Origin of the sequence: Falsibacillus pallidus, assembly GCF_050990905.1 — a bacterium.
Taxonomy (GTDB): Bacteria; Bacillota; Bacilli; order Bacillales; family DSM-25281; genus Falsibacillus; species Falsibacillus pallidus_A.
In genome coordinates, this window is the sequence record NZ_CP158866.1 from 2,310,734 (window position 1) to 2,335,272 (window position 24,539).

At 40.2% G+C, this 24,539-nt stretch carries 26 protein-coding genes and 2 riboswitches; of the genes, 8 read left to right on the forward strand and 18 right to left on the reverse strand.

Going from position 1 to position 24,539, the window contains the following annotated elements; genetic code table 11:
• Positions 1-180 precede the first annotated feature (180 nt).
• Together ABTV07_RS12165 and ABTV07_RS12170 are read left to right on the forward strand one after the other, a co-directional pair.
• On the forward strand, positions 181-1,815 hold the full coding sequence (locus tag ABTV07_RS12165; protein ID WP_433742629.1) for a M4 family metallopeptidase: 1,635 nt from the start codon (positions 181-183) through the stop codon (positions 1,813-1,815).
• A 71-nt stretch (positions 1,816-1,886) separates the two neighbouring features.
• Positions 1,887-2,168, forward strand: coding sequence for a diaminopimelate epimerase (locus ABTV07_RS12170; protein ID WP_433742630.1), 282 nt, complete (start codon positions 1,887-1,889; stop codon positions 2,166-2,168).
• Positions 2,169-2,170: 2 nt separating this feature from the next.
• On the opposite strand, the gene ABTV07_RS12175 is transcribed toward ABTV07_RS12170, so the two are convergent.
• The 10 genes from ABTV07_RS12175 to ABTV07_RS12220 form a co-directional block, all read right to left on the reverse strand.
• Positions 2,171-3,418, reverse strand: coding sequence for an EAL and HDOD domain-containing protein (locus ABTV07_RS12175; protein WP_433742632.1), 1,248 nt, complete (start codon positions 3,416-3,418; stop codon positions 2,171-2,173).
• 168 nt (positions 3,419-3,586) lie between these two features.
• Positions 3,587-4,879 (reverse strand): NCS2 family permease, encoded by a 1,293-nt coding sequence (locus ABTV07_RS12180; protein WP_433742634.1) that lies wholly within the window; start codon positions 4,877-4,879, stop codon positions 3,587-3,589.
• A 149-nt stretch (positions 4,880-5,028) separates the two neighbouring features.
• Entirely contained in the window at positions 5,029-5,499 is a 471-nt protein-coding gene (ribH, locus tag ABTV07_RS12185; protein ID WP_433742636.1) for a 6,7-dimethyl-8-ribityllumazine synthase, read from the reverse strand.
• Between the two features lie 15 nt (positions 5,500-5,514).
• Positions 5,515-6,708, reverse strand: coding sequence for a bifunctional 3,4-dihydroxy-2-butanone-4-phosphate synthase/GTP cyclohydrolase II (locus ABTV07_RS12190; protein WP_433742638.1), 1,194 nt, complete (start codon positions 6,706-6,708; stop codon positions 5,515-5,517).
• Between the two features lie 15 nt (positions 6,709-6,723).
• On the reverse strand, positions 6,724-7,374 hold the full coding sequence (gene ribE / locus ABTV07_RS12195) for a riboflavin synthase (protein ID WP_433742640.1): 651 nt from the start codon (positions 7,372-7,374) through the stop codon (positions 6,724-6,726).
• Positions 7,356-8,474: a bifunctional diaminohydroxyphosphoribosylaminopyrimidine deaminase/5-amino-6-(5-phosphoribosylamino)uracil reductase RibD gene (gene ribD / locus ABTV07_RS12200; protein ID WP_433742641.1), complete on the reverse strand. Its 1,119-nt coding sequence runs from the start codon at positions 8,472-8,474 to the stop codon at positions 7,356-7,358. Before ribD ends, ribE begins: the two co-directional genes overlap by 19 nt.
• A gap of 101 nt (positions 8,475-8,575) precedes the next feature.
• A riboswitch (FMN riboswitch) is annotated at positions 8,576-8,720 on the reverse strand.
• Positions 8,721-8,802: 82 nt separating this feature from the next.
• Positions 8,803-9,129, reverse strand: coding sequence for a four-helix bundle copper-binding protein (locus ABTV07_RS12205; protein WP_433742643.1), 327 nt, complete (start codon positions 9,127-9,129; stop codon positions 8,803-8,805).
• 75 nt (positions 9,130-9,204) lie between these two features.
• Entirely contained in the window at positions 9,205-9,993 is a 789-nt protein-coding gene (locus ABTV07_RS12210; protein ID WP_433742645.1) for a hypothetical protein, read from the reverse strand.
• Between the two features lie 120 nt (positions 9,994-10,113).
• On the reverse strand, positions 10,114-10,989 hold the full coding sequence (locus ABTV07_RS12215) for a patatin-like phospholipase family protein (protein WP_433742647.1): 876 nt from the start codon (positions 10,987-10,989) through the stop codon (positions 10,114-10,116).
• Between the two features lie 129 nt (positions 10,990-11,118).
• Entirely contained in the window at positions 11,119-11,439 is a 321-nt protein-coding gene (locus tag ABTV07_RS12220) for a DUF4870 domain-containing protein (protein ID WP_433742648.1), read from the reverse strand.
• Between the two features lie 202 nt (positions 11,440-11,641).
• On the opposite strand from ABTV07_RS12220, the gene ABTV07_RS12225 reads away from it, so the two are divergent.
• The 3 genes from ABTV07_RS12225 to ABTV07_RS12235 all read left to right on the forward strand — a co-directional run bounded on the left by ABTV07_RS12225 (position 11,642) and on the right by ABTV07_RS12235 (position 14,486).
• Positions 11,642-12,421, forward strand: a complete 780-nt coding sequence (locus ABTV07_RS12225; RefSeq protein ID WP_433742650.1) for an undecaprenyl-diphosphate phosphatase — start codon at positions 11,642-11,644, stop codon at positions 12,419-12,421.
• A gap of 83 nt (positions 12,422-12,504) precedes the next feature.
• A complete protein-coding gene (locus ABTV07_RS12230; RefSeq protein ID WP_433742652.1) occupies positions 12,505-13,635 on the forward strand; it encodes an amidohydrolase in 1,131 nt (376 codons plus the stop codon).
• Positions 13,636-13,925: 290 nt separating this feature from the next.
• On the forward strand, positions 13,926-14,486 hold the full coding sequence (locus tag ABTV07_RS12235; protein WP_433742654.1) for a GNAT family N-acetyltransferase: 561 nt from the start codon (positions 13,926-13,928) through the stop codon (positions 14,484-14,486).
• 39 nt (positions 14,487-14,525) lie between these two features.
• Here ABTV07_RS12235 and ABTV07_RS12240 read toward each other — a convergent pair whose 3' ends face one another.
• Positions 14,526-14,687, reverse strand: a complete 162-nt coding sequence (locus tag ABTV07_RS12240; RefSeq protein ID WP_114745421.1) for a DUF2639 domain-containing protein — start codon at positions 14,685-14,687, stop codon at positions 14,526-14,528.
• 163 nt (positions 14,688-14,850) lie between these two features.
• Between ABTV07_RS12240 and ABTV07_RS12245 the strand changes: the two genes are divergently transcribed.
• A complete protein-coding gene (locus ABTV07_RS12245) occupies positions 14,851-16,206 on the forward strand; it encodes an MATE family efflux transporter (RefSeq protein ID WP_433742656.1) in 1,356 nt (451 codons plus the stop codon).
• Between the two features lie 78 nt (positions 16,207-16,284).
• Here the strand turns inward: ABTV07_RS12245 and ABTV07_RS12250 are convergent, their stop codons facing one another.
• The 4 genes from ABTV07_RS12250 to ABTV07_RS12265 all read right to left on the reverse strand — a co-directional run bounded on the left by ABTV07_RS12250 (position 16,285) and on the right by ABTV07_RS12265 (position 20,271).
• A complete protein-coding gene (locus ABTV07_RS12250) occupies positions 16,285-17,613 on the reverse strand; it encodes a TrkH family potassium uptake protein (protein WP_433742658.1) in 1,329 nt (442 codons plus the stop codon).
• Positions 17,614-17,664: 51 nt separating this feature from the next.
• Positions 17,665-17,808, reverse strand: a riboswitch (cyclic di-AMP (ydaO/yuaA leader).
• A gap of 60 nt (positions 17,809-17,868) precedes the next feature.
• Positions 17,869-18,642 (reverse strand): SDR family oxidoreductase, encoded by a 774-nt coding sequence (locus ABTV07_RS12255; protein ID WP_433751209.1) that lies wholly within the window; start codon positions 18,640-18,642, stop codon positions 17,869-17,871.
• A gap of 191 nt (positions 18,643-18,833) precedes the next feature.
• Positions 18,834-19,604, reverse strand: a complete 771-nt coding sequence (locus ABTV07_RS12260; protein ID WP_433742660.1) for a CAP domain-containing protein — start codon at positions 19,602-19,604, stop codon at positions 18,834-18,836.
• A 397-nt stretch (positions 19,605-20,001) separates the two neighbouring features.
• On the reverse strand, positions 20,002-20,271 hold the full coding sequence (locus ABTV07_RS12265; protein ID WP_433742662.1) for a hypothetical protein: 270 nt from the start codon (positions 20,269-20,271) through the stop codon (positions 20,002-20,004).
• A 74-nt stretch (positions 20,272-20,345) separates the two neighbouring features.
• Between ABTV07_RS12265 and ABTV07_RS12270 the strand changes: the two genes are divergently transcribed.
• A complete protein-coding gene (locus ABTV07_RS12270) occupies positions 20,346-20,585 on the forward strand; it encodes a DNA alkylation repair protein (protein WP_433742663.1) in 240 nt (79 codons plus the stop codon).
• Positions 20,586-20,637: 52 nt separating this feature from the next.
• Here ABTV07_RS12270 and ABTV07_RS12275 read toward each other — a convergent pair whose 3' ends face one another.
• The 3 genes from ABTV07_RS12275 to ABTV07_RS12285 all read right to left on the reverse strand — a co-directional run bounded on the left by ABTV07_RS12275 (position 20,638) and on the right by ABTV07_RS12285 (position 23,799).
• Positions 20,638-22,260 (reverse strand): MDR family MFS transporter, encoded by a 1,623-nt coding sequence (locus tag ABTV07_RS12275; RefSeq protein ID WP_433742665.1) that lies wholly within the window; start codon positions 22,258-22,260, stop codon positions 20,638-20,640.
• Positions 22,261-22,333: 73 nt separating this feature from the next.
• Positions 22,334-22,768 (reverse strand): MarR family winged helix-turn-helix transcriptional regulator, encoded by a 435-nt coding sequence (locus ABTV07_RS12280; RefSeq protein ID WP_433742668.1) that lies wholly within the window; start codon positions 22,766-22,768, stop codon positions 22,334-22,336.
• A gap of 101 nt (positions 22,769-22,869) precedes the next feature.
• Entirely contained in the window at positions 22,870-23,799 is a 930-nt protein-coding gene (locus ABTV07_RS12285; RefSeq protein WP_433742670.1) for a CobW family GTP-binding protein, read from the reverse strand.
• A gap of 119 nt (positions 23,800-23,918) precedes the next feature.
• Between ABTV07_RS12285 and ABTV07_RS12290 the strand changes: the two genes are divergently transcribed.
• Positions 23,919-24,527 (forward strand): class I SAM-dependent methyltransferase, encoded by a 609-nt coding sequence (locus ABTV07_RS12290; protein ID WP_433742672.1) that lies wholly within the window; start codon positions 23,919-23,921, stop codon positions 24,525-24,527.
• Positions 24,528-24,539: the final 12 nt, after the last annotated feature.

Sequence of the window (24,539 nt, forward strand, 5' to 3'; positions counted from 1 at the left end):
ACAAGACAGGCCTGAATTCAATAAATTGCTTCACATCCGCTCTCCAAATATATCTTCCATGCTGAATTAGAAATTTACATACAATTCCAATTCCGGGTATAACTATAGGAATAATTCCTACAGTTATAAAGAAAGTTCTGAATTTTGTGATATCATTTCCGTAAAGAGGAGGGATACATAATGACATTAAAAAACAAATGGATGTCAGCAGCAAGTGCAGTCGTATTATCAGCAAGCCTATTATCAGTAGGAGGTGCCGCTTCGGCAAAAGAAACCGATCCTGCAGCAAATGTGAAGGCGGATTCGAAAATTAATTGGAGTGAGCAGTTCTCCGGCAAGGTGCCGTCATTTGCAAGAGGCAAGTTAAGCAGCAAAAGTGTACACAATGAGAAGGATGTAAAACAATTCTTCAAAGAGAACAAGGATTTATTTAAAATTGATCCTGACATGAAACTCACTTTTGTTAAGCAAGAAACGGACAAGCTTGGAATGACCCACTACACATTTGTTCCATCCATCCAAAATGTCCCTATTGATACTTCCAGAGTGATGGTTCATACAGACAAAGAAGGAAATGTCGTTGCTGTGAATGGGGAGCTCCACCCAGGTGCCCCGGATAAAGTGAAACAATCAAAAAAATTATCTAAAAAAGATGCATTAGCCACTGCCTGGAAAGAGATTGGAGTGGATAAAGCACAGGCTGACAAAAAAGTGAAGACGCTGAAAGGAGAAAAAAGCACCCTTACAGAAAAATCTGATCTTGTTGTCTTTAACGAGGAAGACCAATACACTTTAGCCTACCACGTACAGCTCCAATTTGCTGAGCCATATCCGGCAAACTGGCAAATCTGGGTGAACGCAGAAGACGGTTCGATCTTGAAATCCGTCAATCAAGTCAACGATGCCACAGGAACCGGAACTGGCGTCCTTGGAGATACAAAGTCTGTCAATACGTACTACTATAACAGCACTTATTATTTATTCGACATCTCAAAACCTATGAATGGCGTCATCGAAACGCTGGATAACTATAATGGAGGAGATTCGTCTCTCCCTGGATACTACATCACTGAAACGACCAATAAATTCACAAAAGAAAGAGAAAAAGCAGCGGTAGATGCCCATTATTATGCAGGAAAAGTTTTTGATTTCTACTATAATAATTTTGGCCGGGTGAGCTGGGATAATCAAGGATCGGACATCACATCATCGGTCCATTACGGCAGCAATTATAATAATGCTGCATGGATTGGCAATCAGATGATTTATGGAGATGGCGATGGGTCAACTTTCACGTATTTATCAGGAGCAAATGATGTCGTTGCCCACGAATTGACTCATGCAGTGACGCAAACCACAGCTGGATTGAATTATGAAAATCAGCCTGGTGCATTGAACGAATCCTTCTCGGACGTATTTGGATATTTCCTTGATCCGGGCGATTGGCTGATGGGTGAAGACGTTTATACACCGTATAAAAGCGGGGATGCCCTTCGCAGCCTATCAAACCCTCCACAATATGGACAGCCTGATAATATGAGCAATTATCAAAACTTGCCAAATACCTCCGCAGGAGATTGGGGCGGCGTCCATACGAATAGCGGAATCCCTAATAAAGCTGCATACTATACAATTAACAGCGTGGGATTGGCAAAAGCAGAACAAATCTACTATCGTGCACTTACTGTCTATTTGACTCCTAACAGCACTTTCTCAGATGCTAAGGCAGCACTTGTACAATCCGCACAAGATCTATACGGTTCATCGACAGCTTCTTCCGTAACGGCTGCCTGGAACAATGTAGGTGTTTATTAATAGATTGATAGGGTATAATAAAAAGGCTGCAAATATGCAGCCTTTTTATTACTATATATAGGTGATGAAATATGGTCATTCAAGAAAATGATTACCGCTTTCAGTTTACTATCAAAGAAGTTCAAGATAAACCGGATCAAACTATTGAAGAGAAAATCGTTTTGGTCGACACGGTCATCACATATAAAGATGGGCGCTGTTTGTATGATGGCCAGCTCAGAGTGAAGTGCAATGCGTTCGGCATCTATCCCTTCCCTGCTGATATTGCCAAAGCGGCATCGAACCCTTCCCTTAGGCAGACAATATCCTACCAGCTAAAACGGTTCATCCGTCCAGCAAAACCATTTTTATAAAATCACGGAACAAGCACGATGTCATCTTTCAGAAGCTCTTCTGCCCAAGAACATGAAAATGTGTAGAATTCAAATAGCTTTGCCGGATCAGAGTTTATTTTACCGGATAAGACAAATACCTTCTCCCACTCTGCTTTTTCAACTGCTATAACCAAATCCAAAACGTCCTTAAGATCGTTCTCCTTCCCTTTCAATGCATCACTGATGATATCCATCAGAGGCAATTCTTTCACGATATGCTCCATCGGCATTGAAAGGATGGCATCAAGCATAGAAAACATCCCCGTCAAAAAATACATAGACGACTTTTTTTCCTCTTTCTTATTGCCTGCAATCAATTCACACATTTTCGCCCTGGTCAGGCACGTCCTGATTATTTCTTCTGACATCTTGTTATCCAACGTATTCCTTTCCCTGACCGCTAATACATAAATCCACTTTTGAATTTCGATCAGCCCCAGCAAGACAATGGCCTGTCTGATAGATGAGATTTTTTGCTTTGGCCTGTATGCAGGAGAGTTGATGAGTCGAAGCAATTTATAAGAAAGTGAGACATCCTGTTCAATTAAATTCGTTATGATCTGAATATTGGGCTCCGATACGGATAAATTCTGGATAACACTATAATAGGAATGAAAGTAAGCAGGGACGTCATGGGAAGAGAGGATGATCGGCTTACTGAAAAAATACCCCTGAAAATAGGAATACCCCTTCTTCTTTGCTTCATGATATTCTTCCATTGTCTCAACTTTTTCAGCAAGGAGCTTTACATTCAACAGTTTGGCAAGCTTCTCAATTTCAGTACGTTTTTCAAGGGACGTATTCAAGAAATCCACTTTGATAATATCTGCAAGCCTCATCAATTCATGATGGTCTGCACTATTCTCATATAAAATAAAGTCATCCAACGCAATTTGGTATCCTTGAGACTTTAATTCCGAGCAAATTTGCAGGATGCTTTTGGAAGGCGTGACATCTTCCAGGATTTCAACGACTATTTCCCTCGGCCTGAAGTAAGAAGGAACTTTAAGCATCAACAGATTTTGCGTAAAATTGATAAAACACGGTTTGCCATTAGATAATTTATCGATCCCAATGGAAAGAAAACTATTGATCAGCACTTCTGCAGTCGCCTGGTCTCCATTGATTGATGGAAATTCATTTTGGTGATTTCTTCTATAGAGCAGCTCATAAGCGATTGTCTCTTCTTTTGCATTAAAGATTGGCTGCCTTGCAACAAAAACTTCCATACCCTTCTTCCTTTCCACAGAACCCGACGATTTTTGTCTTAAAATGTAAAAATCGAACGAAGATTAATCCATACTTTCAGAATACCAAATTTTACAGATAAGTCCATCCTTTTCTATGGGATTTAATGTAAAAAAAGACAGCCCCTTCAAGAGACTGTCTCCGATCTACTAAATATAATGAATTATAAAATTGACCAAGAACAAACCAGCAATGATATAAAGCGGTGCAGAAACTTCCTTTGCCCGTCCTATAGCAAGTTTCAAAATCGGATATAGAATAAATCCGATGGCAATCCCATCCGCTATGCTATAGGTAAATGGAATCATCGCTATAATGAAGATGGAAGGAAATGCTTCTGTTAAATCGCTGAAGTTCAAGGTGCGAATATTTTCAATCATAAGTCCGCCGATGATCATCAAAATTGGCGCTACAGCATTATCCGGCATCATTTTGATATATGGAATGAAAAGGATAGAAGTCAGGAACAATACGCCCGTTGTGACCGCTGTAAGCCCTGTTTTTCCACCGGCTGCAATTGCAGCACTGCTTTCAACCGTTGATACCGTAGGACTTGACCCAAGGAGTCCGGATATTAGAGCAGAGATCCCATTGGACTGAAAGGCACGCTCAAATTTGTGAGGCTGGCCCATAAACTTGGTATGTCCATGCACTAATCCGATATTTTCAAAGACAAGAACCATTGTGATGGAAAAAGCAGCCACCCAAAATGGAAAAGATGCCACTTTGTCGAAAGACATGCCTCCGAATACATCCTTATACGCCCCAACGGAAAAGTGAACGGCCTCTTGGTGAGGCAGCAACCCAAATACCCAGGCAATCCCTGTACCAATTAAAATGCTCCAAAGAAAATTCCCTTTAACATTGCGTAGAAAAAGAACGATTGCAATGACAAAAGTCAGAATTGTGGCAAGCACTTTTCCTGAGCTGAAATCTCCGAGAGCAATGATGGAACTGGTTCCCCGAATGACAATGCCGCCTTTTTCCAATCCTATCAGCAATAGAAAAAAGCCTAGCCCGATTGTAATCGAATCCTTCAGTGATTGAGGAATCGCATTGCTCATCAAACGCGTCAGAGGAGTGAAGGAAATAATGGTAAATGCTGCACCTGAAATAAATACCACTGCCAAAGCTTCCTGCCAGGTAAATCCCATTGATTGAACAAGGGTATAGGTAAACAAAGCATTGATCCCCATCCCTGGCACCAGCAGGATCGGCGCATTCGCCCAAAAACCCATCACCATGCACCCTGCAAAAGACGTGAGGATTGTGGCAAGCACTGCTCCTTCAATCGGAATTCCTGCCTCAGCGAGAATGAATGAATTCACAGCAATGATATAAACGATTGTAAAAAAACCGATTAAACCAGCCATCATTTCATTTCGCGCTGTCGTATCATGGCGCTTCAAATCAAAAACACCTTTTGGAAATAATTGCTTCATACTAAACCTTCTATTAAATTGGCCCTCTCCCTACCCGCTTTCCCTTCCTAAGAAGGTAAGCCACAAATAAAAATTTTAGCAGAAAGAGGACCGTTTGCCAATGTATTTCAGTCAGGTTTTAGCATTAAAGGATGATGCCAACGGGTAGATTAACCTTCAAATGTTTTATATAGGTTTGCCATCTCAATTGCTGTGACCCCGGCTTCCCATCCTTTATTTCCAGCTTTAGTCCCTGCACGTTCAATAGCCTGTTCAATCGTATCTGTTGTCAGCACTCCGAATACAACAGGTACACCGCTATTCATTCCGGCGCTGGCCACGCCTTTAGCTACTTCATTGCTTACATAGTCAAAATGCGGAGTTGCTCCCCTGATGACGGTCCCGAGCGTAATGACAGCATCATACTTATTGGTTTCTGCCATCTTCTTCGCTGTAAGGGGGATTTCAAATGCCCCTGGAACCCAAGCTATATCCACGTCTTCCATATCGACTCCATGTCTTTTCAGGGCATCTTCAGCACCTGACAGCAGCTTTCCTGTTATAAATTCATTGAACCTCGAAACGATGATTCCCACCTTTAATCCTGTACCGACCAAATTGCCTTCATATATATTTTTCATTTTCATTCATCCTCCTCAAAATTTCAATAAATGCCCAAGCTTTTCGACTTTTGTCTTCAAGTATTTCTCGTTTGATTTATTGCTTGGCATTTGAATTGGGACCCGTTCTACCACTTGTAAACCGTGCCCTTTTAAACCTGATATTTTTCTTGGGTTATTCGTTAACAATTTGATTTCTTTAACACCGAGTTCTTTTAATATTTGTGCACCTATTCCATAATCCCTCAGATCATCTGCGAATCCCAGCTTATGATTTGCTTCAACGGTATCATAACCTTGTTCCTGCAGCTGATAAGCTTTCATTTTATTGATCAGTCCAATGCCTCGTCCCTCTTGCCTCATGTATAAAAGAATTCCGGCTCCGGCTTTTTCTATCTGATGCAGGGCAGCTTCGAGCTGCGGGCCGCAGTCGCATCTTTCTGAGCCAAACACATCGCCTGTCAAGCACTCTGAATGAACCCTTAACAATACTGGTTCATCCCCATTTATGTCCCCTTTAAGCAATGCTACGTGCTCTTGGCCAGTCAATACTTCAGTGAATCCGATGGCTTTGAAATCCCCATATTTTGTAGGCAGCGATATTTCAACTTCCCTCTTAATGAGGACCTCCCTTTTTCTCCGGTATTCAATTAAATCTTTGATTGTAATCATCTTCAATTGATGTCTTCTTGCAATCACTTCCAAGTCAGGGACTCTTGCCATTTCACCATTCTCTTTCATTATTTCGCAGATGGCTCCCCCTGCTTTTGCTCCTGCAAGACTTGCCAAATCAACGGCAGCTTCCGTATGGCCCGCCCTGCGCAGCACTCCTCCCTTTTTGGCGACAAGAGGAAACACATGCCCCGGACGTTTGAAGTCAGCCGGGATTGCCTCATTCTCCATCATCTTGGAAATGGTGTGCGCCCGTTCAAAAGCACTGATGCCTGTTGTAGTACCGATATGGTCAATTGAAACTGTAAAGGCTGTACCATGGGTATCTGTATTCTGTTCAGTCATTGGGAAAAGGTTCAATTGATCAGCTCTTTCTTCCTCAATGGGAACACATAAAAGCCCTCTTCCTTCAGTCACCATAAAATTGACAATTTCCGGGGTGATCCCTTCTGCCAATGCCACAAAATCTCCTTCATTCTCTCTATCTTCATCATCAACCACAATAATCACTTTTCCGTTTTTCAAGTCCTCTATTGCTTCTTCGACTGTATGAAACATCCATTTCACCTCATTTTATAAAAAGCCCTTTTCACTTAAGTAATCAAGCGTAATGCCTGTAGGAGAAGAAGTGCTTTCTTTGGATAACATAAGACGTTCTAAATATTTCGCCAGCATGTCACATTCAATATTGACTGTCTGCCCCGCCTTTTTTTGGCTAAGGATTGTTTGATCCCTCGTATGCGGGATCAAGGATATCGTAATGGTATTGCCGCTCACCTTAAAGACAGTCAATGAAGTGCCATCTACTGCCACAGATCCTTTTTCCATGACATATTTCATCCATTTCCCATCGAGCTCTATCGTCACATAAAGGGCATTCTCAACCCTGTTTGTTTTAATAATTTTCCCAGTGCAATCCACATGCCCGGAAACAAAATGGCCTCCTAGCCTTCCATTTGCACTCAGAGCTCTTTCGAGATTGACATGTGACTGGGGCTGAAGCTCTTTTAGCGATGTATGAACGAATGTTTCCGGCATTACATCGGCTTCAAATCCGCCATCGTTGAAAGAAGTGATTGTCAAGCAGACGCCATTCACGGAAATACTATCCCCTAAATTGGCATCATGAAGGACTTTACTTGCTTCAACAACCAATTTCATCGAATGTGCGCTTCTTTCAATTTGTTTGATTTTCCCTATTTCCTCTACGATTCCAGTGAACATGCACCCACCACCTTTGTTAATGGCCTTGCGGTAATTTTAATATCACGGCCAATTCGTTCTACACGACTGAATTCCAATTGTGTGGCTTGTTCCATTCTTTCAAATGACTCCCCGCCTATGAACGGGATCGATTGATTTCCACCGAGCAGCTTTGGGGCGAGATAGCAATGCAATTCCTGAAAGAAGCCTCCTCTGACGAAAGAAGTATGTATTTTACTTCCTCCTTCGACATACAAAGAAATAATATTCAACTCTCCAAGCCAACCCAATACTTCATCTAAATGAATTGCATCAGAAGGAAATCTTTTCACCTGGATCCCTTGTTTATTAAGCCAATTTTCTTTATTGACAGAAGCATTTTTGGAACATATTACAATAGTCTTTGCGGTTTTATCAGTAATGACTTTTGCATCATCCCTGATTGAAAGGGATGTGTCTAAAATAATACGAATGGGATTTCTTCCGCCTCGGGGCAGTCTGGCGGTCAGTAAGGGGTTATCTTTATTGACGGTACTGATGCCTGCTAATATGGCATCATGCAGATGCCGTGATTCGTGGACATCCATCCTGGCTTCTTCTGAAGTGATCCATTTACTGTCACCAGTAAAGGAAGCAGTTTTCCCGTCTAACGTCAAGGCAGTCTTGAGTGTTACAAAAGGCTTTTTGTGCTTTATAAAATAGAAAAACATTTTATTGATTTCCAGCGCTTCTTCTGCACATAATCCGACATTTACCTCGATGCCTGCTTTTTTCAGGATTTCCATACCTTTGCCTGAAACTAGAGGGTTGGGATCCAAAATGGCAATGAATACCCGACTAATACCAGAAGCAATAATCGCTTCTGCACAAGGTGGTGTTTTCCCGTAATGTGAACAAGGCTCAAGCGTTACATATAAATCTGCACCTTTTGCATTCTCCCCAGCCTGATTCAACGCATGGATTTCAGCATGTTCAGTACCTGCTTTGAGATGTGCACCCATGCCGGCTACAGCTCCATCTTTGACAATGACGCAGCCAACCGAAGGATTCGGACTGGTCTGACCTGATGTGTTTGCGGCCATAGAGACTGCAAGCTTCATATAGGTTTCTGGTCCAATCATTATTTTACCACCATTTCTACATAAAAATAGCCCCGGAAAAAATTTTCCGGGGCTAATTGACATACTTAAATAAACGTTAAAAAATCATTCTTTTTAACGTTCTGTTCCTTCTCCCATCCAGACTTTCACTGTCGGCTTTGGAGTTTCACCAAATCCACCGTTATCCTGAAATAACGGGTCACGGACTGAGAGGACTTGATCCTCATCACCGCCGGTAGGGAATTTCACCCTGCCCCGAAGGAATCCTATTCGATTACCTTCATTATCAAGGTAAAATAAATTATTTGTCAAGGACGAGCAGTTTGGAAAACTTCTGCCCTACTGAAAATCAAGCAATCATTTTCCTGCATTCCCCTGCACAATAAGAGCAAGCTTTTGCACAGTCTATGCAATGGCGGTGATCGTGCATTTTACATTCATCAGCACATTCCTCACAAATCAAGGCGCATAACTCACATATTTTCAATACGAATTTGCTGCTTCTCTGCATTGAATTTACAGCAAGTGTGCAGATCTCAGCACATTCTCTATCCAATTCGATGCATCTTCGCATCATCCCTATATTTTCTTCCTTTAGACATGCATGGTAGCATACATTACAAGCTTCAATACATTTCAGGCAAGCCTCTATACAGGCGTCATAATTTGCATTCATGGCTGCATCCTCCCTTAAAATGATCCTGATGGAATTACTTTCACCAAAAGGACCGATTTTAAACAAGAAATGCTGCTAACCATCACGATTGAACCATAAGCAGATCAAAAGGGATACGACCAGCCACTGTTCTTTATCTTTAATCTTTTCATTGAATGATAAAATAGGCGTATTAATGGGGAACAACTGTTGAAGGGTCATAGGCATATATCCTTTTGACAACTGAGCAATTTTACGATTATTGATAACAAAACTGTGTCCGTTTCCCTCTTTGTGGATTTCAATCCTGTCACTTCCACATTCAAAGACAGCAGCTTTTCGATTATCCCTTAAATATTCCAGTGAAATAGAATTCTTTCCGAACTGACCATTGATCAAGTATGTCTTTGGATTTAACGTTATCTCTCCGACTGCTTGTCCATCCCTCTTTTTTACTAAGAATGAATTGGTTTTCCATTCTCTGAATGAAGCAGGTGTGAGCCAATTCCACCATCCAGGAAAAGTGTCACTTATTTCAAGTTCGCAAAGTCCCGAATATGAAAAAAGCTTTAAATTAAACCCTGATGATGGATCTTTTATGAGTAGATACTCCCGTATCTCCATTGCTCCTTCCTGGATTCGGGCAGCTGCTGCTTCATCCATCGCATATGGTTTCGTTGAAGAAAATCGACCCGCATAATAGACATACTTAATAATACTTCCAATTAATGCAGCGAATAGGATTACGAACAAGGAATAAAAAATGGCGCCAGGAATGCGAAAGTGAAAATTGACCAAAAAAATGAAAGCGGCCATTAATGAATATAAGACCACTTGATAGAGGTATATAGCTGTCTGCTTCCTGAAATAATCTTTTATATTCATTGAATCCCTCAAATACAATCTGTTTTTCTTATTATACGGCTCTATTAAGCCAAATATGATAGAGAGATTTACACATTGAATATAATAGTAAAGAGACCGATGGCGACTTCCGTGCAAGTGCTAGAAAGCAGATACTATTTCTTTCTCTGAAAAAGCCTTAATGGAGCCAATTTTTTCTTGTGCATCGTTAAACCCTTGTAAATATAGACTCTCCAACTTCTTAGGGTTCCTTTCCACCCTGCTGACCTTCAGGGGCTCCATCGGCCTTATGATAATGGTATTTCCTTTAGTCTCTTCTTCTTCAAGGAGAGCAATCGTCTGATTATATTTTTCGTACCGTTCCATCATTGCTTTCATTAAACCTGTGTACTGAGGGTACTTTCTCTTTACTAAAAAGCTGAATCTGGAAGGTTTTTTTAGATAACCCTTATTCCTGGTCAACACCACAATATTCTTGGTGTATCCATCGCTTTGCGCTTTTTTGATTGGAATCGGATCACTTATCCCCCCGTCCAGCAAAATCTTATCTTTAAAATGTATCTCTTTTGCTACAAACGGAAGAGAGCTTGAAGCACGAATAGCTGAGAGGAGGTTTTCAGCATAATCCTCTTTATGCAAATAAACTGCATTTCCAGTGATGCAGTCAGTTGCACCAATCACAAACTCTGCTTCATTCTGAAAGAAGGCATTATAATCGAATGGAACGATTTTATTAGGAATTTCATCAAAGATATAATCCATCCCGAATAGCTCCCGGTCTTTCCAATAATTTCTCAAAGAGATATATTTGGGGTCTTTTATGAAACCGATGTTCACTCGTTTATTTCTTCCTTTTTGTTTTGAGAGATAAGAAGCTGCATTGCATGCTCCTGCAGAAACTCCCACTACGTAAGGAAATTCTATATCATTTTCGAGAAAACATTCCAATACGCCTGCTGTATAAACTCCTCTCATTCCTCCGCCTTCCAGGACAAGACCAGTATCGGATAGTAGCATCCCCATTCACTCCTTCCAAAATAGTTAGTTGTATTAAACAATTATTAGGACGAATCTATTTTCTCATAAAACCTATTTGAATCCAAAGAAATAAGCCCTCCAAAATGCAGGGCTTATTACAAATGGGCATTATAATAAACGGAAAACCAAAGGAATCTTATATAATTTCCCTTCATATGCCTGAACCGCGGCAATGATCGTAAAAATAAATGCCATTATTCCCACTGCCCATAGCATTAACACTCCTACGAGGACAATTATTAAAATCGAGCTGATCAATGTGTAAATAGCATAGGAAATCAAAAAATTAAAATATTCCCGTCCATAATAATCAACAAAATCTGAGTCATCCTTCTTAAGCAGCCAGATTACCAGTGGCCCAATAAATGTTGTAAAAAAGCTTAGAATATATATTCCAGCAGCCCAAAGTCTTTCTTCTTTCGTCGGCATTCCCATTCTCCTTTTTGTTTCAGGTTCCTGATTTCCAGCAAATATCAAAGGTCCCTAAAAATCCATTTACTTATACTACTGTATACGATTCTACTTCCTAAAAGATTCAATGTGATTGGTTTTTTCATTATTTTTTGTTCTTCCCTCCCAAACATGAAAATAGGATTCTATTATAGGATTGTCCTTTGAGGGAGTTGAGTTTATGTCTAACTTACAGTCGTTTATTTTAGGGATCATTCAAGGATTGACTGAGTTTTTGCCCATCTCGAGCACCGGGCATTTGTATTTGGGCAGGCATCTATTTCACCTTGATGATGCCGGTATATTCTTAGATACAATGCTCCATATCGGAACCCTGCTTGCGGTGATAATTGTTTATAAGGATATACTATGGCAGATGATTCGCAGACCTTTTAGCCGATTGACCGCCATCATGGTCATCGGGACTCTCCCTGCAGTCGCTGCCGGGCTGCTTTTCTCTGACTTTTTTGATTCCATTTCAAAATCCGGCATTACAATCGGGTGGGAATTCCTTGCAACAGGAGTAATCCTTTGGCTGGCTGATGGTGTAAAGAATGGATCTAAGAACTTGGAGTCGATTTCTTTATTTGATGCATTTTTCATCGGGTCCTTTCAAGCAGCGGCTATTTTCCCTGCACTATCCCGCTCAGGCTTGACAATAGCTGCCGGCCTTTTCAGAAAACTCGATAGAGAAACAGCTGCCTATTTTTCCTTTTTATTGTCCATCCCTGCTATTGCTGGAGGAGTTGTATTTCAAGGAAAGGAACTTTTCACCTCTCAAGTGGAGACCGTGACTTTGACCAATTTGATGGCGGGAACTGTGTCATCAGCATTGTTTGGCTATTTCGCTATTGTTGGGATGATCAATTTTCTAAAGAAACGTTCTTTAAAAATCTTCGCCTGGTATGTTTGGATTCTTGGCGCTCTAATCCTTACTCTCCAATATACGAATCTTTTTTAAAAATGATTTAAAATTTTCCCACTTGACGTCTTAAGAATTTGCTAAAATAGGTAAAAACTGCACCTGCTAAGTGAGGATTAAAGATGAAGCGTCTACTTTTAAAAAATGCCCATATCATTCCGGTTACTTATGCCCCCATCCAGAAAGGGGATATAAGGATCGAGGATGGAAAGATAAAAGAAATCGGATTCGACTTAATGCCTAAATCGAATAATGAGACGGTCATAGACTGCGGTGGAAGATACTTGCTTCCAGGGTTCATTGATGCCCATACACACCTTGGACTTTATGATGAAGGCACAGGGTGGGCAGGAAATGATGCAAATGAAACTGTCGAGCCGTTGACACCCCATATCCGTGCCATTGATGGAGTGTATCCATTAGATCCTGGATTCCAAGATGCAATCAGATACGGAATCACGACCGTCGGGATTATGCCTGGCAGTGCCAATGTCATTGGCGGGACAACCTCTGTTATTAAGACCCATGGAAAAAATATTCGAAAGATGCTTTTGAAGGAAACAGCCGGACTCAAACTCGCTCTCGGAGAAAACCCTAAAAGAATTCACAGTAATGGCAATAACGACAGCATTACACGGATGGGAATCATGGGAATGCTGCGTGAAGCCTTTTACAAAGCCAAGTATTGTGACCATCCTGAAGATCTCCGGGTGGCCCCCCTTATTAAGGCGTTAAAAAGAGAAATCCCTGTAAGGATACATGCACATCGTGCCGATGATATTTTATCTGCTCTCCGTTTTGCCGAGGAGTTTGATTTGGACCTTAGGATAGAACATTGTACTGAGGGCCATTTGATCGCTGATGAATTAAAGGATCTCAACTTAAAGGTGTGCGTCGGTCCTACTTTGACGAGAAGATCGAAAGTAGAATTAAAAAATAAGACGTGGAATACCTATCAAGAATTGACTAAAAGAGGGGTTGAAGTATCGATAACAACCGACCACCCTTACACTCCCGTTCAATATTTGCCTGTATGTGCGGCTCTTGCTGTAAGGGAAGGCCTGCCTTTGCAAAAGGCGCTCGAAGGAATCACGATACTTCCTGCCCGCAATTTAAAGGTGGAAGATCGAATCGGCAGCATTGAAGAAGGAAAAGATGCAGATATTGTCCTCTGGAACGGACATCCATTCGACTTTATGTCAAAGCCTGTCATGACAGTCATCAACGGCGAAATCGCATTTTCGGATTTATAGAAAAAGGATGCCGATTATTGTCAAAAATTGGTGGAAAAACTTCAAGAAAAATTAACATTTTCTCTATTCCCATTTCGTGTTTTTTTTTGTATGATACAGAGGAAATAGATTTTAATTCAGCACACAATCTTATACGCAATTGAGGGAAGGCAAATGGTGCGCCACCAGTGGTAATTTTTTTCAGCTGGTCCTAGTGGGTTCGATTCCCACCCCGAAATTTTTTATGAAGTCTATGAAAAATTTCGAGGGTGGGTCCTGCAATAGGACTGCTCTCATCGGGAGGGATTCTCATGCTTAAAAAGCGCGAGATATGCGGACAAGAATGCCACATTCTGTTCGAGTTGATGACGCACCCTGATGTCTTCCCTTTTGTTCGCCAAAAAGCTTACTCTTACGATGAATTTGTCTTTTTAACTAAACAGACAATTGAAGCAGAGGAACAAGGGCAGCTGATCTCAAGAACCATTCTGGATGAATGGGGTGCTCCAATTGGCACAATCAATTTGTTTGATATTGAGGATGGCGCTGGCTTCCTTGGGACATGGCTTGGAAAGCCTGCTCATGGAAAAGGCTACAATGCGATGGCGAAGGATGAATTTTTCAAAGAATTATTCTTTGAACTTGATATTCAGACCATTTTTATGCGCATCAGAAAAGTGAACACTAGATCACGTAAAGCAGCCGAAAAACTGCCTTATGTCCTACAAGCCAATGAATCCAGAAAATCAGTCTATGATCAACTCAATGCCGCTGAAGAAATATATGATTTATATGAAATACCAAAAGACCTCTTTACTCTTCATATCATGCGCCAGCCTGCAGAAGATGAAACTCAGGTCCTGGAAGCATAAAAAGCAAAGCATCCGCTTTGCTTTTTTCATTTGATCTATTTATTCTTTTTCTGCCTCAGTTGGACCGAAATGTTCCTCATATAAATTTCTCACCACAAACGTACGATATAGCTCCAGTTTTTTTCTTTCGATTGGATGTTTTGTCAGTCCAATCGTTTTTAATTGTTGAATAAACCATCCTTTTGAGTATCGATAAGCCATAATTCCCTTCTCCTCTCGTATTGCTTGTCCATACAATATATGATTGGAAAAAGGAAATATTCTACAGGAGTCATATGCACCGAAAAAATTCATTTGCACATAAATGGCCCTAATCATGATATAATTCATTCGTCTTCCGAAATTTTAGAACCGAGGTCAACTTATGTATGAAACACACGCGTTTAAAGATAAAATTCAGTTATTTATAAAAATATTGATTCCCATTTTGGTTACCCAGCTTGCCATGTTCTCGATGAATTTCCTTGATACCATGATGTCAGGGCAGTATTCAGCTAAAGATCTTGCCGGTGTTGCAATCGGGACTTCATTATGGGTTCCAGTTTTTACGGGCCTAAGCGGAATACTGCTTGCCATCACACCGATTGTAGCTCAATTAGCTGGGGCAAAAAAGAATTCCGACGTCTCTTCTTCTGTAATTCAAGGCATTTATGTTGCAATTGTCATGGCTATTTTCGTGTTATTAATCGGCTCTGTGATCCTGGATCCCATTCTTGACCACATGAACGTAGATAATCATGTGAGGGTTATCTCACACGATTATCTCACCGCACTCTCCACGGGAATGATTCCATTGTTTATCTACAACGTATTGCGGTCTTTCATTGATGCACTTGGAAAAACAAGGGTTTCTATGTCGATTACCCTTCTTTCCCTGCCAATCAACGCATTTCTTAACTATGTATTCATCTTTGGAAAATTTGGATTCCCTGAGCTCGGCGGGGTTGGTGCCGGCTACGCTTCTGCCATTACCTATTGGACCATTACAGTGCTCGCACTGATTATCATTCATCTTCGCAAGCCTTTTTCAACCTATAAAGTGTTTTCTAATAAACAGCTCCCATCTTTTCACTCATGGAAGGAAATTTTCAAAATTGGTATACCTATCGGTTTATCCATTTTTTTCGAAACAAGCATATTTTCTGCTGTGACCCTTTTAATGAGTGAATATAGTACGCTGATTATCGCTTCGCATCAGGCCGCCCTTAATTTTGCATCATTCCTGTATATGATCCCTTTAAGCATTTCAATGGGATTAACGATTGTTGTCGGATTTGAAGTAGGGGCAAAAAGATACGAAGATGCAAGAAAATATAGCTGGATCGGCCTTGTTTCTGCCATATTAATGGCTGTGGTCTGCGGTATTTTTCTCCTTGGATTCAAAGATTCCATAGCATCAATATACAGTGGAAATAAGGAAGTCATTGCCTTGACATCCCATTTTCTCCTTTATGCCGTATTCTTTCAGCTTTCTGATGCCATCCAGGCACCTGTCCAGGGTGCACTCAGGGGATATAAAGATGTTAACATAACTTTTGTTATGGCATTGGTTTCCTATTGGGTCATCGGACTCCCTGCCGGATACCTCCTTGCGAATCATACCAGCTTTGGAGCTTATGGCTACTGGCTCGGTCTCATTATTGGACTGGCAGCCGGGGCAGTAACTTTATCCACAAGGCTTCATCTCGTACAAAAAAGAATGGTACGTCGCAATGCATAAACAAAAAGGATATCCGTTTGCCGGATATCCTTTTTATTTCTTCTATTCGGGGCTTTCCAGGTGCTTTCGCTTTTCTATTTATCCCGTCATTACATCTTCACTTGGATATTTAAAGTTGGCTTTGCTTGGCTTCGTGATTAGGTATGCCAGTGTAAGCGGGCCTAACTTCCCTGCAAACATGACTATTATGATAATTATTTTCCCAAAGAAAGACAATGAACCCGTCAATCCCATTGAGAGCCCAACAGTACCGAAAGCCGATACTACTTCAAATAGGATTTTAACAAATGGCGCATGTTCAGTAATACTTAAGAGGAAAACTGCCAAGACAACGATAGAGATGCTTGTTATTGCTATTGATAAGGCTTTAATGACGATAGAAGGTCTCAATGTCCTTCTAAAAATAAAAACATCATCTTTACCGCGTATGAAACTGATTACGGTCAAACCGATTACTATAAACGTGGTTAATTTTATTCCACCGCCGGTTGAAGCGCTTCCTGCGCCAATGAACATCAGGATTAAAAACAGAAAGACTGTGGATTCATTCATACTGCCAATATCTATTGAATTAAAACCTGCCGTTCTTGTCGTTATCGATTGAAAATATGATGTCCAGATTTTATCACCCAAAGACAAATGACCAAGCGTTTTCGGGTTTCCATATTCCAACAAAAATATAAAGAACATAGAAACTATATTAACAACCAAAGTAGATATGATCATAATCTTTGAATGAAGACTCAATTTTGTCCAGTTTCTCTTCTTAAATACGTCCACCAGAACGGTGAAACCTAATCCTCCAATGATAATCAATAAAGTGATTACCACATTTACAGTTGGGTCACCGGCAAATTGCATTAAACTATCACTCCATAAAGCAAAACCTGCATTATTAAACGCAGAGATAGCATGGAAGAAACTGTCAAACAGCCCTTCTTTCCAACCGAATTGAGGAACCCAGCGGATTGCAAGAATCACCATTGCAATAAATTCAATGGATAGAGAAAAGAAAAATAGATATTTCACAAGTTTAATGACTCCACCCATGTTAATTTGATTTAACGCCTGCTGAATGACAATCCTTTGCTTGATTCCGATCTTCTTCCCAAGCATCAGAAAGATCAGAACAGCAAATGACATAATACCGAGTCCTCCAAGCTGTATCAGTATCACTATGATTGTCTGCCCAATTTTAGTAAAGGTGCCAGGAGTATCAACTACACCCAGTCCAGTGACAGTCATCGCTGAAGTACTGGTGAATATCGCATCTAACCATGAAATAGGTTCTTTTACTGAAAATGGAAGTTTTAATAATATTGCTCCCAATAAAATGAAGATGCCGAAAACATAAAATAAGAGCTGTGATGGACTTAATTTTAGAACTTTTTTTCTTAAAATCATCATTTTACCAGCTTTCCATAAAAATAAAAACCCAAAGGATGCCCAATGGATTTTTGGTTTCCTCTGTAGATGCATACGGAGTTAGCTGACGGATTCGGGCCAGAGAAAATTGCCCTACCTAATGAAAGGATTCACCCCTTAGTGAGAACTCACTTGTGGTTCCCCCGCTCCATGAAGTGGATTATGCACTCGATTTTCAAGCCTATTTTACCCCTGAAGGGAATAATAGTAAAGATTTTTTCTAAAGTTCTCACATTTTTATTGGTAAAATACTTTACCAAGTACATCTTTTCCACCCGTCACCGGGATGATGCTGCCAGTGATGAAATCCGACTCTTCACCGCACAAAAAGGCAACTACCCTGGCAACATCCCCTCCTGTGCCCGGACGTCCCACCGGTACAGAAGAATCCTTTTCAAGACGGGCTTCAGTTACTCCTTTTTCCTTCCATTCCCCAATGATATCCCCCGGACAGATCATATTTGCAGTAATGCCATTAGCTGCTTCTTCCAAGGCGATGGTTTTAGTCAATGAAGCCAAGCCTGTTTTTGCAGCAGCAAAGGCTGACCTATAAATCCAGCCGGGTGAAGTTTCAACTCGATCAAAACCAAAAGTGACTATCCTGCCCCAGCCATTCTCCCTCATGATTGGAAGAATTTCTTTCATCAAATAAAAAGCACTATTCAAGTTCCCGTTGATCAGATATTGCCACTCTTCTGCTTCATATTCAGACAGGGATTTTCGTTCTTTCACATAAGGTCCAGCATTATGTATAATGACATCAATCGATCCAAAATGATTCCTGATGGAATTCACTAATTCAACGCAGTCCAGTTGTTTTGAAATGTCGCCTTGAAATGCAGCAGATTCAACACCAAATTCTTTTTCAATCGTTTTGGATAATTCTTCGGCATCATCTTTGCTGGTATTGAAGTTCAATGCAATATTGAAGCCTTCTGCGGCTAATGCAAGGGCAGTCTTTTTTCCGATTCCTTTTGCCCCGCCTGTGATAAATGCTGTTTTTTTCATTATGCTTACCCTCTCCAACTTACCATTTATCTCTTTATTTTCTTTAAAATAATCGACTTTTTCAACTTTTGATATTCCCTCTTTGATAAATAGTTTAACCAATTTTATCATATATGAATTTATTTATCCTTTTTTATATAGAATAAAAAAAGCAGCCTGAAGTATCAGGCTGCTCTTTTTGCTCAGTTGTTAAATTATTTTCCGATGAATTCTTGTGTCCAGTAGTGGCCGTTTTCAACATATCCAACACCAATGTGAGTGTAATTAGGGTTTAGAATGTTTTCACGGTGTCCTTGAGAGTTCATCCATGCGCTCACTACTTCTTGTGGAGTCTGCTGACCCATGGCAATATTTTCACCAGCAGATTTGTAGCTGATGCCATATTTTTTCATCATATCAAATGGAGAACCGTAAGTCGGGCTCTGATGATCAAAGTAGTTGTTTTTCTGCATATCGGCAGATTTGTCGCGCGCCATTTTACTCAAAGCAGTATCTACTTTAAGTGGAGATAATCCTCGTTGAGTACGCTCTTTGTTTGTTAGATCGACTACCTGCTGCTCATATGCACTTAGTGTGCCATTTTGTGCAGACGTATTCTTGGAAGTATCCGCTGCTTTTTGTGGAGCTTGTTGTGCAGGAGCTTCAGCTTTTTGCGTTTGTGGCTGTTGAACTTGCTTTGGTGCTTCTTGTTTTTGTGGTGCTTGTTGTGCCTGAGCCTGTTGTGGCTGAGCTTGCTGTGCTTGTTGCGGAAGCTGAACTTTATAATTTACATTGTATTTAGATAGAATATTTTGAAGCCAAGCATTTGCATCTTGGATATTATTTGTTTGATATTGATAAGTTTGTACTTTAGTAGCTTGCGGGCAATTTGTATTTGAAGCTGCATCAGCTTTCCCGATTCCAGCTAGTGGAGATGCTAATAATGCTAGAGATGCTGCTGCAGAAAGAAGTGTCTTTTTATTCATAATAATGAATTCCTCCCTTAATGTTTGTTGTGCTGTCTTGCTACAACAAAATCATATCATGGGATTCTTGTAATATTATTGGGAGGAATTTCATATACCGCTGAAATTACATAGTTTTATTTGATTTTCATAGAAAAGATTTTCAGATAGGCAGTCAATGTTAGGAGAATACTAGTGTTTGAGATTGTCATGATGCAATGACTTACATTTCATACAAAGTAAATAATACGAAATACATCCAGATTTTAACGAGAATCTAGTATTGACACATTCTCTGAAACGCAGGATATATTACTTATATTACACAACCATTACAAAAGTAACGATTTTTTACGTGTTTTCACTACACCTTCAACATATTTCTCCTAATTTTTGCAAATTATCCAATCCATTTGATTTAGTTCTTTTTAATCTCATCGAATAGATCGATATGCAATGCCATTAAGTCATATTTTTGAGAAGTAATAAGATTCGAATCCTTTACCCTTTTCATTGCAAAGTAAAACTTTTCTTCTTTAGTCTTTCGAATCCGAGGGTGACTATTCTCATCCAGCAATTCTCTTTTTATCGCTTCTTTAAGAATTTCCTCTGCTGAGAATTCACCATTTTCCAAAAGGCGATTGTTCCAAATGCCTCTATATGCCGATAATAGTTCTTCAAAATTCATATCATCATCCTCTTTTCACATAAAAATTTTGTATAGTGAAATACTAACAAAAATACATACAGGAGGTTTTCATATTGTCCACACCTTATCGTTGTCCAAACTGTAAAACAAATAGAACACGCTTCAATATTATACAACAGGTCCCTCACCCGGTTAAACTGGATCCACATACGGGAGATGTCTTACAGCAGTACGAAAACAATGATCTAGAGCCATTCCATATGGTTTATAAAGGACCTGAGAATAAAATTCAATGCGCTGCCTGCGGTCTAGTTGAAGATGAACTCACCTTTATCAAGTTTGGAGAAAACTAAACACGATGAAAAAAGTCCCCCGTTCCATCCAGGAAAGGGGGACTTTCATTATTTATTCAGCTTTTGCAGTGACTTTATTTTCTTCTTCTGCAGGAGTTTCTCCTTTATTGGACTGTCTTAACGGAATTTCCTTCATGAATAATGTCAGGATAAATCCAGCTCCAATGACACAGGCTCCGATCAAGAAAACATGAGTAAGGGAGTAGCTTAATGCTTCCCTTGTTAAAGAAAAGATTTGCTTTAACATTGCCTGCATTTCAGGCGGGAACCCTTCTGTAGCTTTTTTCAGTTTTTCGGGATCCATTAATAATTGAGGATCCTGAAGCGCCTGAATCTTAGCTTTCATCGCTGGTGGGATAGCACCCGCTTGTCCGCCTTGCTGAGCTTCTGCAGCCAGTTCCTTTATTTTATCTGTCATTTTGGAGTTCATGACAGTTCCCATAATGGCAACACCAATAGTTCCGCCAATTTGTCTGAACAATTGGGAGGATGCTGTTGCAACACCGAGGAATTTATAATCCACTGCATTTTGAATAGTAAGAGTAAATACCGGGAAGCTGAGACCCAATCCTACTCCCACTGTAATCATATTTAGAATGGCAGTAGTGTTTGAAGTGTCCGTTCCCATTCGGGATAAATTGAATAATCCTGTTGTCATGATCAATAATCCAATTAATGCAATGATTTTATATTTCCCTGTCTTTGTAATCAATTGGCCGCCTATTGCACTGGCAATAACCATGCTAAGCGTCATTGGCATCATCACAAGCCCTGATTTTGTAGCAGAGGTCCCTATGACACCCTGAATAAACATAGGCATATACATGATAGCACCGAACATTCCGGCACCAAGCAGGAACCCAATCAAGTTGGATAGAGAGAACACACTGTTCTTAAATAGTTCAAGAGGCAAAACTGGATTTTTAACTTTTTTCTCGGTGAATAAGAATAGGAGTAATGCTACAACAGTACCGGCGAATAAACCGATGATTTGAACTGAAGACCACTCGTAGTCTTTGCCGCCCCATGTGAAGGCGAGAAGAAGAGGTACGATAGTCAGCGTCAAGAATAGGGATCCAAAATAGTCTATGGATCCGCCTTGTTTCTTCACCTGTGAAGGGAAAAGCGTCCAAATCATGATCAAGGCTACCGCACCGAACGGCAAGAATACCCAGAACACCCAATGCCAATCAGCATTATCTACGATATAGCCGCCAAGGGTTGGCCCGAACACACTGGCAAGACCGAATACAGCACTCATCAATCCTTGCCATCTTCCTCTTTCACGTGGTGAGAACAAGTCCCCCACTGCTGTAAAGGCTGTAGACATGATCATACCAGCACCAAATCCTTGGACACCTCGGAAGATGATCAATTGAATGATTGTATCCGAAAATCCAGATAAGAATGAACCAATAGTAAAAATACCAATACCAATTAAAATGAACGGTTTACGGCCATATATGTCAGACAGCTTCCCTACCAATACGGCAGTTATGGAGCTTGTAAGCATGTAAATGGTAAAAACCCAGCTATAGTATTTCATCCCTCCGAGATCGGCAATGATTCTCGGCAATGCCGTACCAACGATTGTCTGATTCAATGCTGCAAATAGCATGGCAGACATAATGGCAAGCATGATAAGGACTTTCTTGCGTTTATCAAGATGTTCCATTAAGTGAACCCCCTAGTTTCTTTAGTGTATCAAAAGGTTAACCAACTGAATGATTACCCCACAAAAACGGCCATTATTCATGGCCATCAATTGTAAAATCTAATTTACTGAACAATTCAATCATGTCATCCACTTCTTTGTCAGTCCACATATGGAAAAGTTCCTTGAAGTATTCGGATTTCAATGACTCAATTTTAATAATCAGTTCTTTCCCTTGATCTGTCAAAGAGAGATGGACAACCCTTCTATCTTTAGCTGACCTCTGCCTTGTAATCAATTCCTTCTCAAAGAGGGAATCCGTGATGGTAGTAATATGGCTCGCTGATACATCCAACGCTTTTGATAGGTCAGATGCTTTCACAGCCCCTTCTTTCATATTTTTAAGCACAGCAAACTCATTTATGCTGACATACTTTCCCATGGTGCTGCGCAATTCATTTCTCATTTTCCTGAAGACTCTGCGGAACAAATTCTCCAGTTCAAATATTTTCTGATCATTCACTTTCATCGAACCTTTCCATTATCAAATGCAAGTGCTGAAATACTTAACCTGGTGAACTATTACATGATAGTACTATAACCAGGGTCCGTCAAGAACTTTTTGTTGACTCATTCACTTTTTTTATTGGATTCGAGTGCCGATAATGATGTCTGTAATTGTGTTTGATCTAAATTTTCACCGATTATTACTAAATTTAATGGCATCATCATTTCCTCTTTAAAATAAAGCGGCATCCCATAGGAATATTGAAATAAATATGGTTTTTCCGAGTGTGTGAATAATACATACCCTTTCAATCTGTATATAGTATCAGGCAATGATCTTAGCCAGTTTTCGAAAGACTCCAGTTGAATAGCCCCAGTAAAGGTATAGACAAATGATTGGAGCTTGAACTTCTCCCCGATTGGAGATGGTTCATGTGCCTTTATCTCCGTTTTGGCCATTTTAGAAAGAAGGTCGAAGTCGAATGCAGAATGTTTTGTCAGCACTACAGGTGCTTCAGTATTCAATCCCTGTATTTCATAAACGAAAGTACCGCTTTCCATTTCACTCACTAAATCAATTTTGTTTAGAAGGACCAAGCGTGCATTTCTTATTTGTTCACGGAGTAAATGAAGGACTTGTGGACTTAATTCATTTCGATTTTTCCACCTTAAAGCATCTACAGTTGTAATGATGCCTTCAAATTCAAATTGATGGGCAAAAAGCGGAGACATGATCGAATCGACCACTTCAACCGGATGTGCTGCTCCTGTTGTTTCAATGATGAGTGAATCAAATTGGTAGCGGTAAAGGAGATCTTGAAGTTGAGCTTCCAATTTTTCCTGAATCGTACAGCAAATACATCCATCCAATAATTCAGCGATAGGCGTCCCTTCTTCAACTGCACCTGTATCGATGGAAACACTGCCAAGTTCATTCATTAAAACTGCAGGAGTCCTGCCATGATCCTTTTCGTATTTAATGAAGTTACGCAGCAAGGTTGTTTTTCCGCTTCCAAGAAACCCTGCCAGAACATAAACTTTGATCTTTTTCATGATTTCACCATTTTCATCATAATTTTTTCATTAAATGCTCAAACGGTTATTGTATCCGAAAATTCCCTTTTTGGCAATATCGTCTGCTATAATGTATTTATGTTTAGAGGAGGACGGGTATGGAGTTTACAGGTGAACGAGTCATTCCGGAAAAAATGAAAATTACGAATGGTCTTTTGTTGGAGCATATTGCACGATATCATTTTGCCATGCACTATGCAAAAGGCAGGGTGCTCGACTTGGCTTGCGGAGCCGGATATGGGTCTTCAATTGTCGCAAAAGCCAAAAAGAAAGAGATTTCCGAATTAATAGCTGTTGATATTTCAAATGAAACGATTCAATATGCGAAGCAGCATTATTATCATCCATTAGTCAAATACGTGGTTGGAGATGCGGAAGATCCTGATTTACCAAGTAAAATAGGTCAATTTGATATGATCATGAGTTTTGAAACAATTGAACATCTAGAGGACGAAACAGCATTCATGACTAATTTATATCATTTGCTTAAACCGAAAGGGACACTTGTTATTTCTACCCCATTTGGATCAGGAAGAGGATTGCCAACCAATGAACCTTTCCACATTCATCAACTTACGGAAGAAGAATTTCGCAACCTTTTCATGGTGTATTCAGGTAAACAATTTTATTTCCAAAAAGGCGTTCTTGTAGAACCGAAGAGAGATGGCATCCACTACCCTATTGGAATTGCAGTCTGCACAAAATAAAAAGGAGGGCTT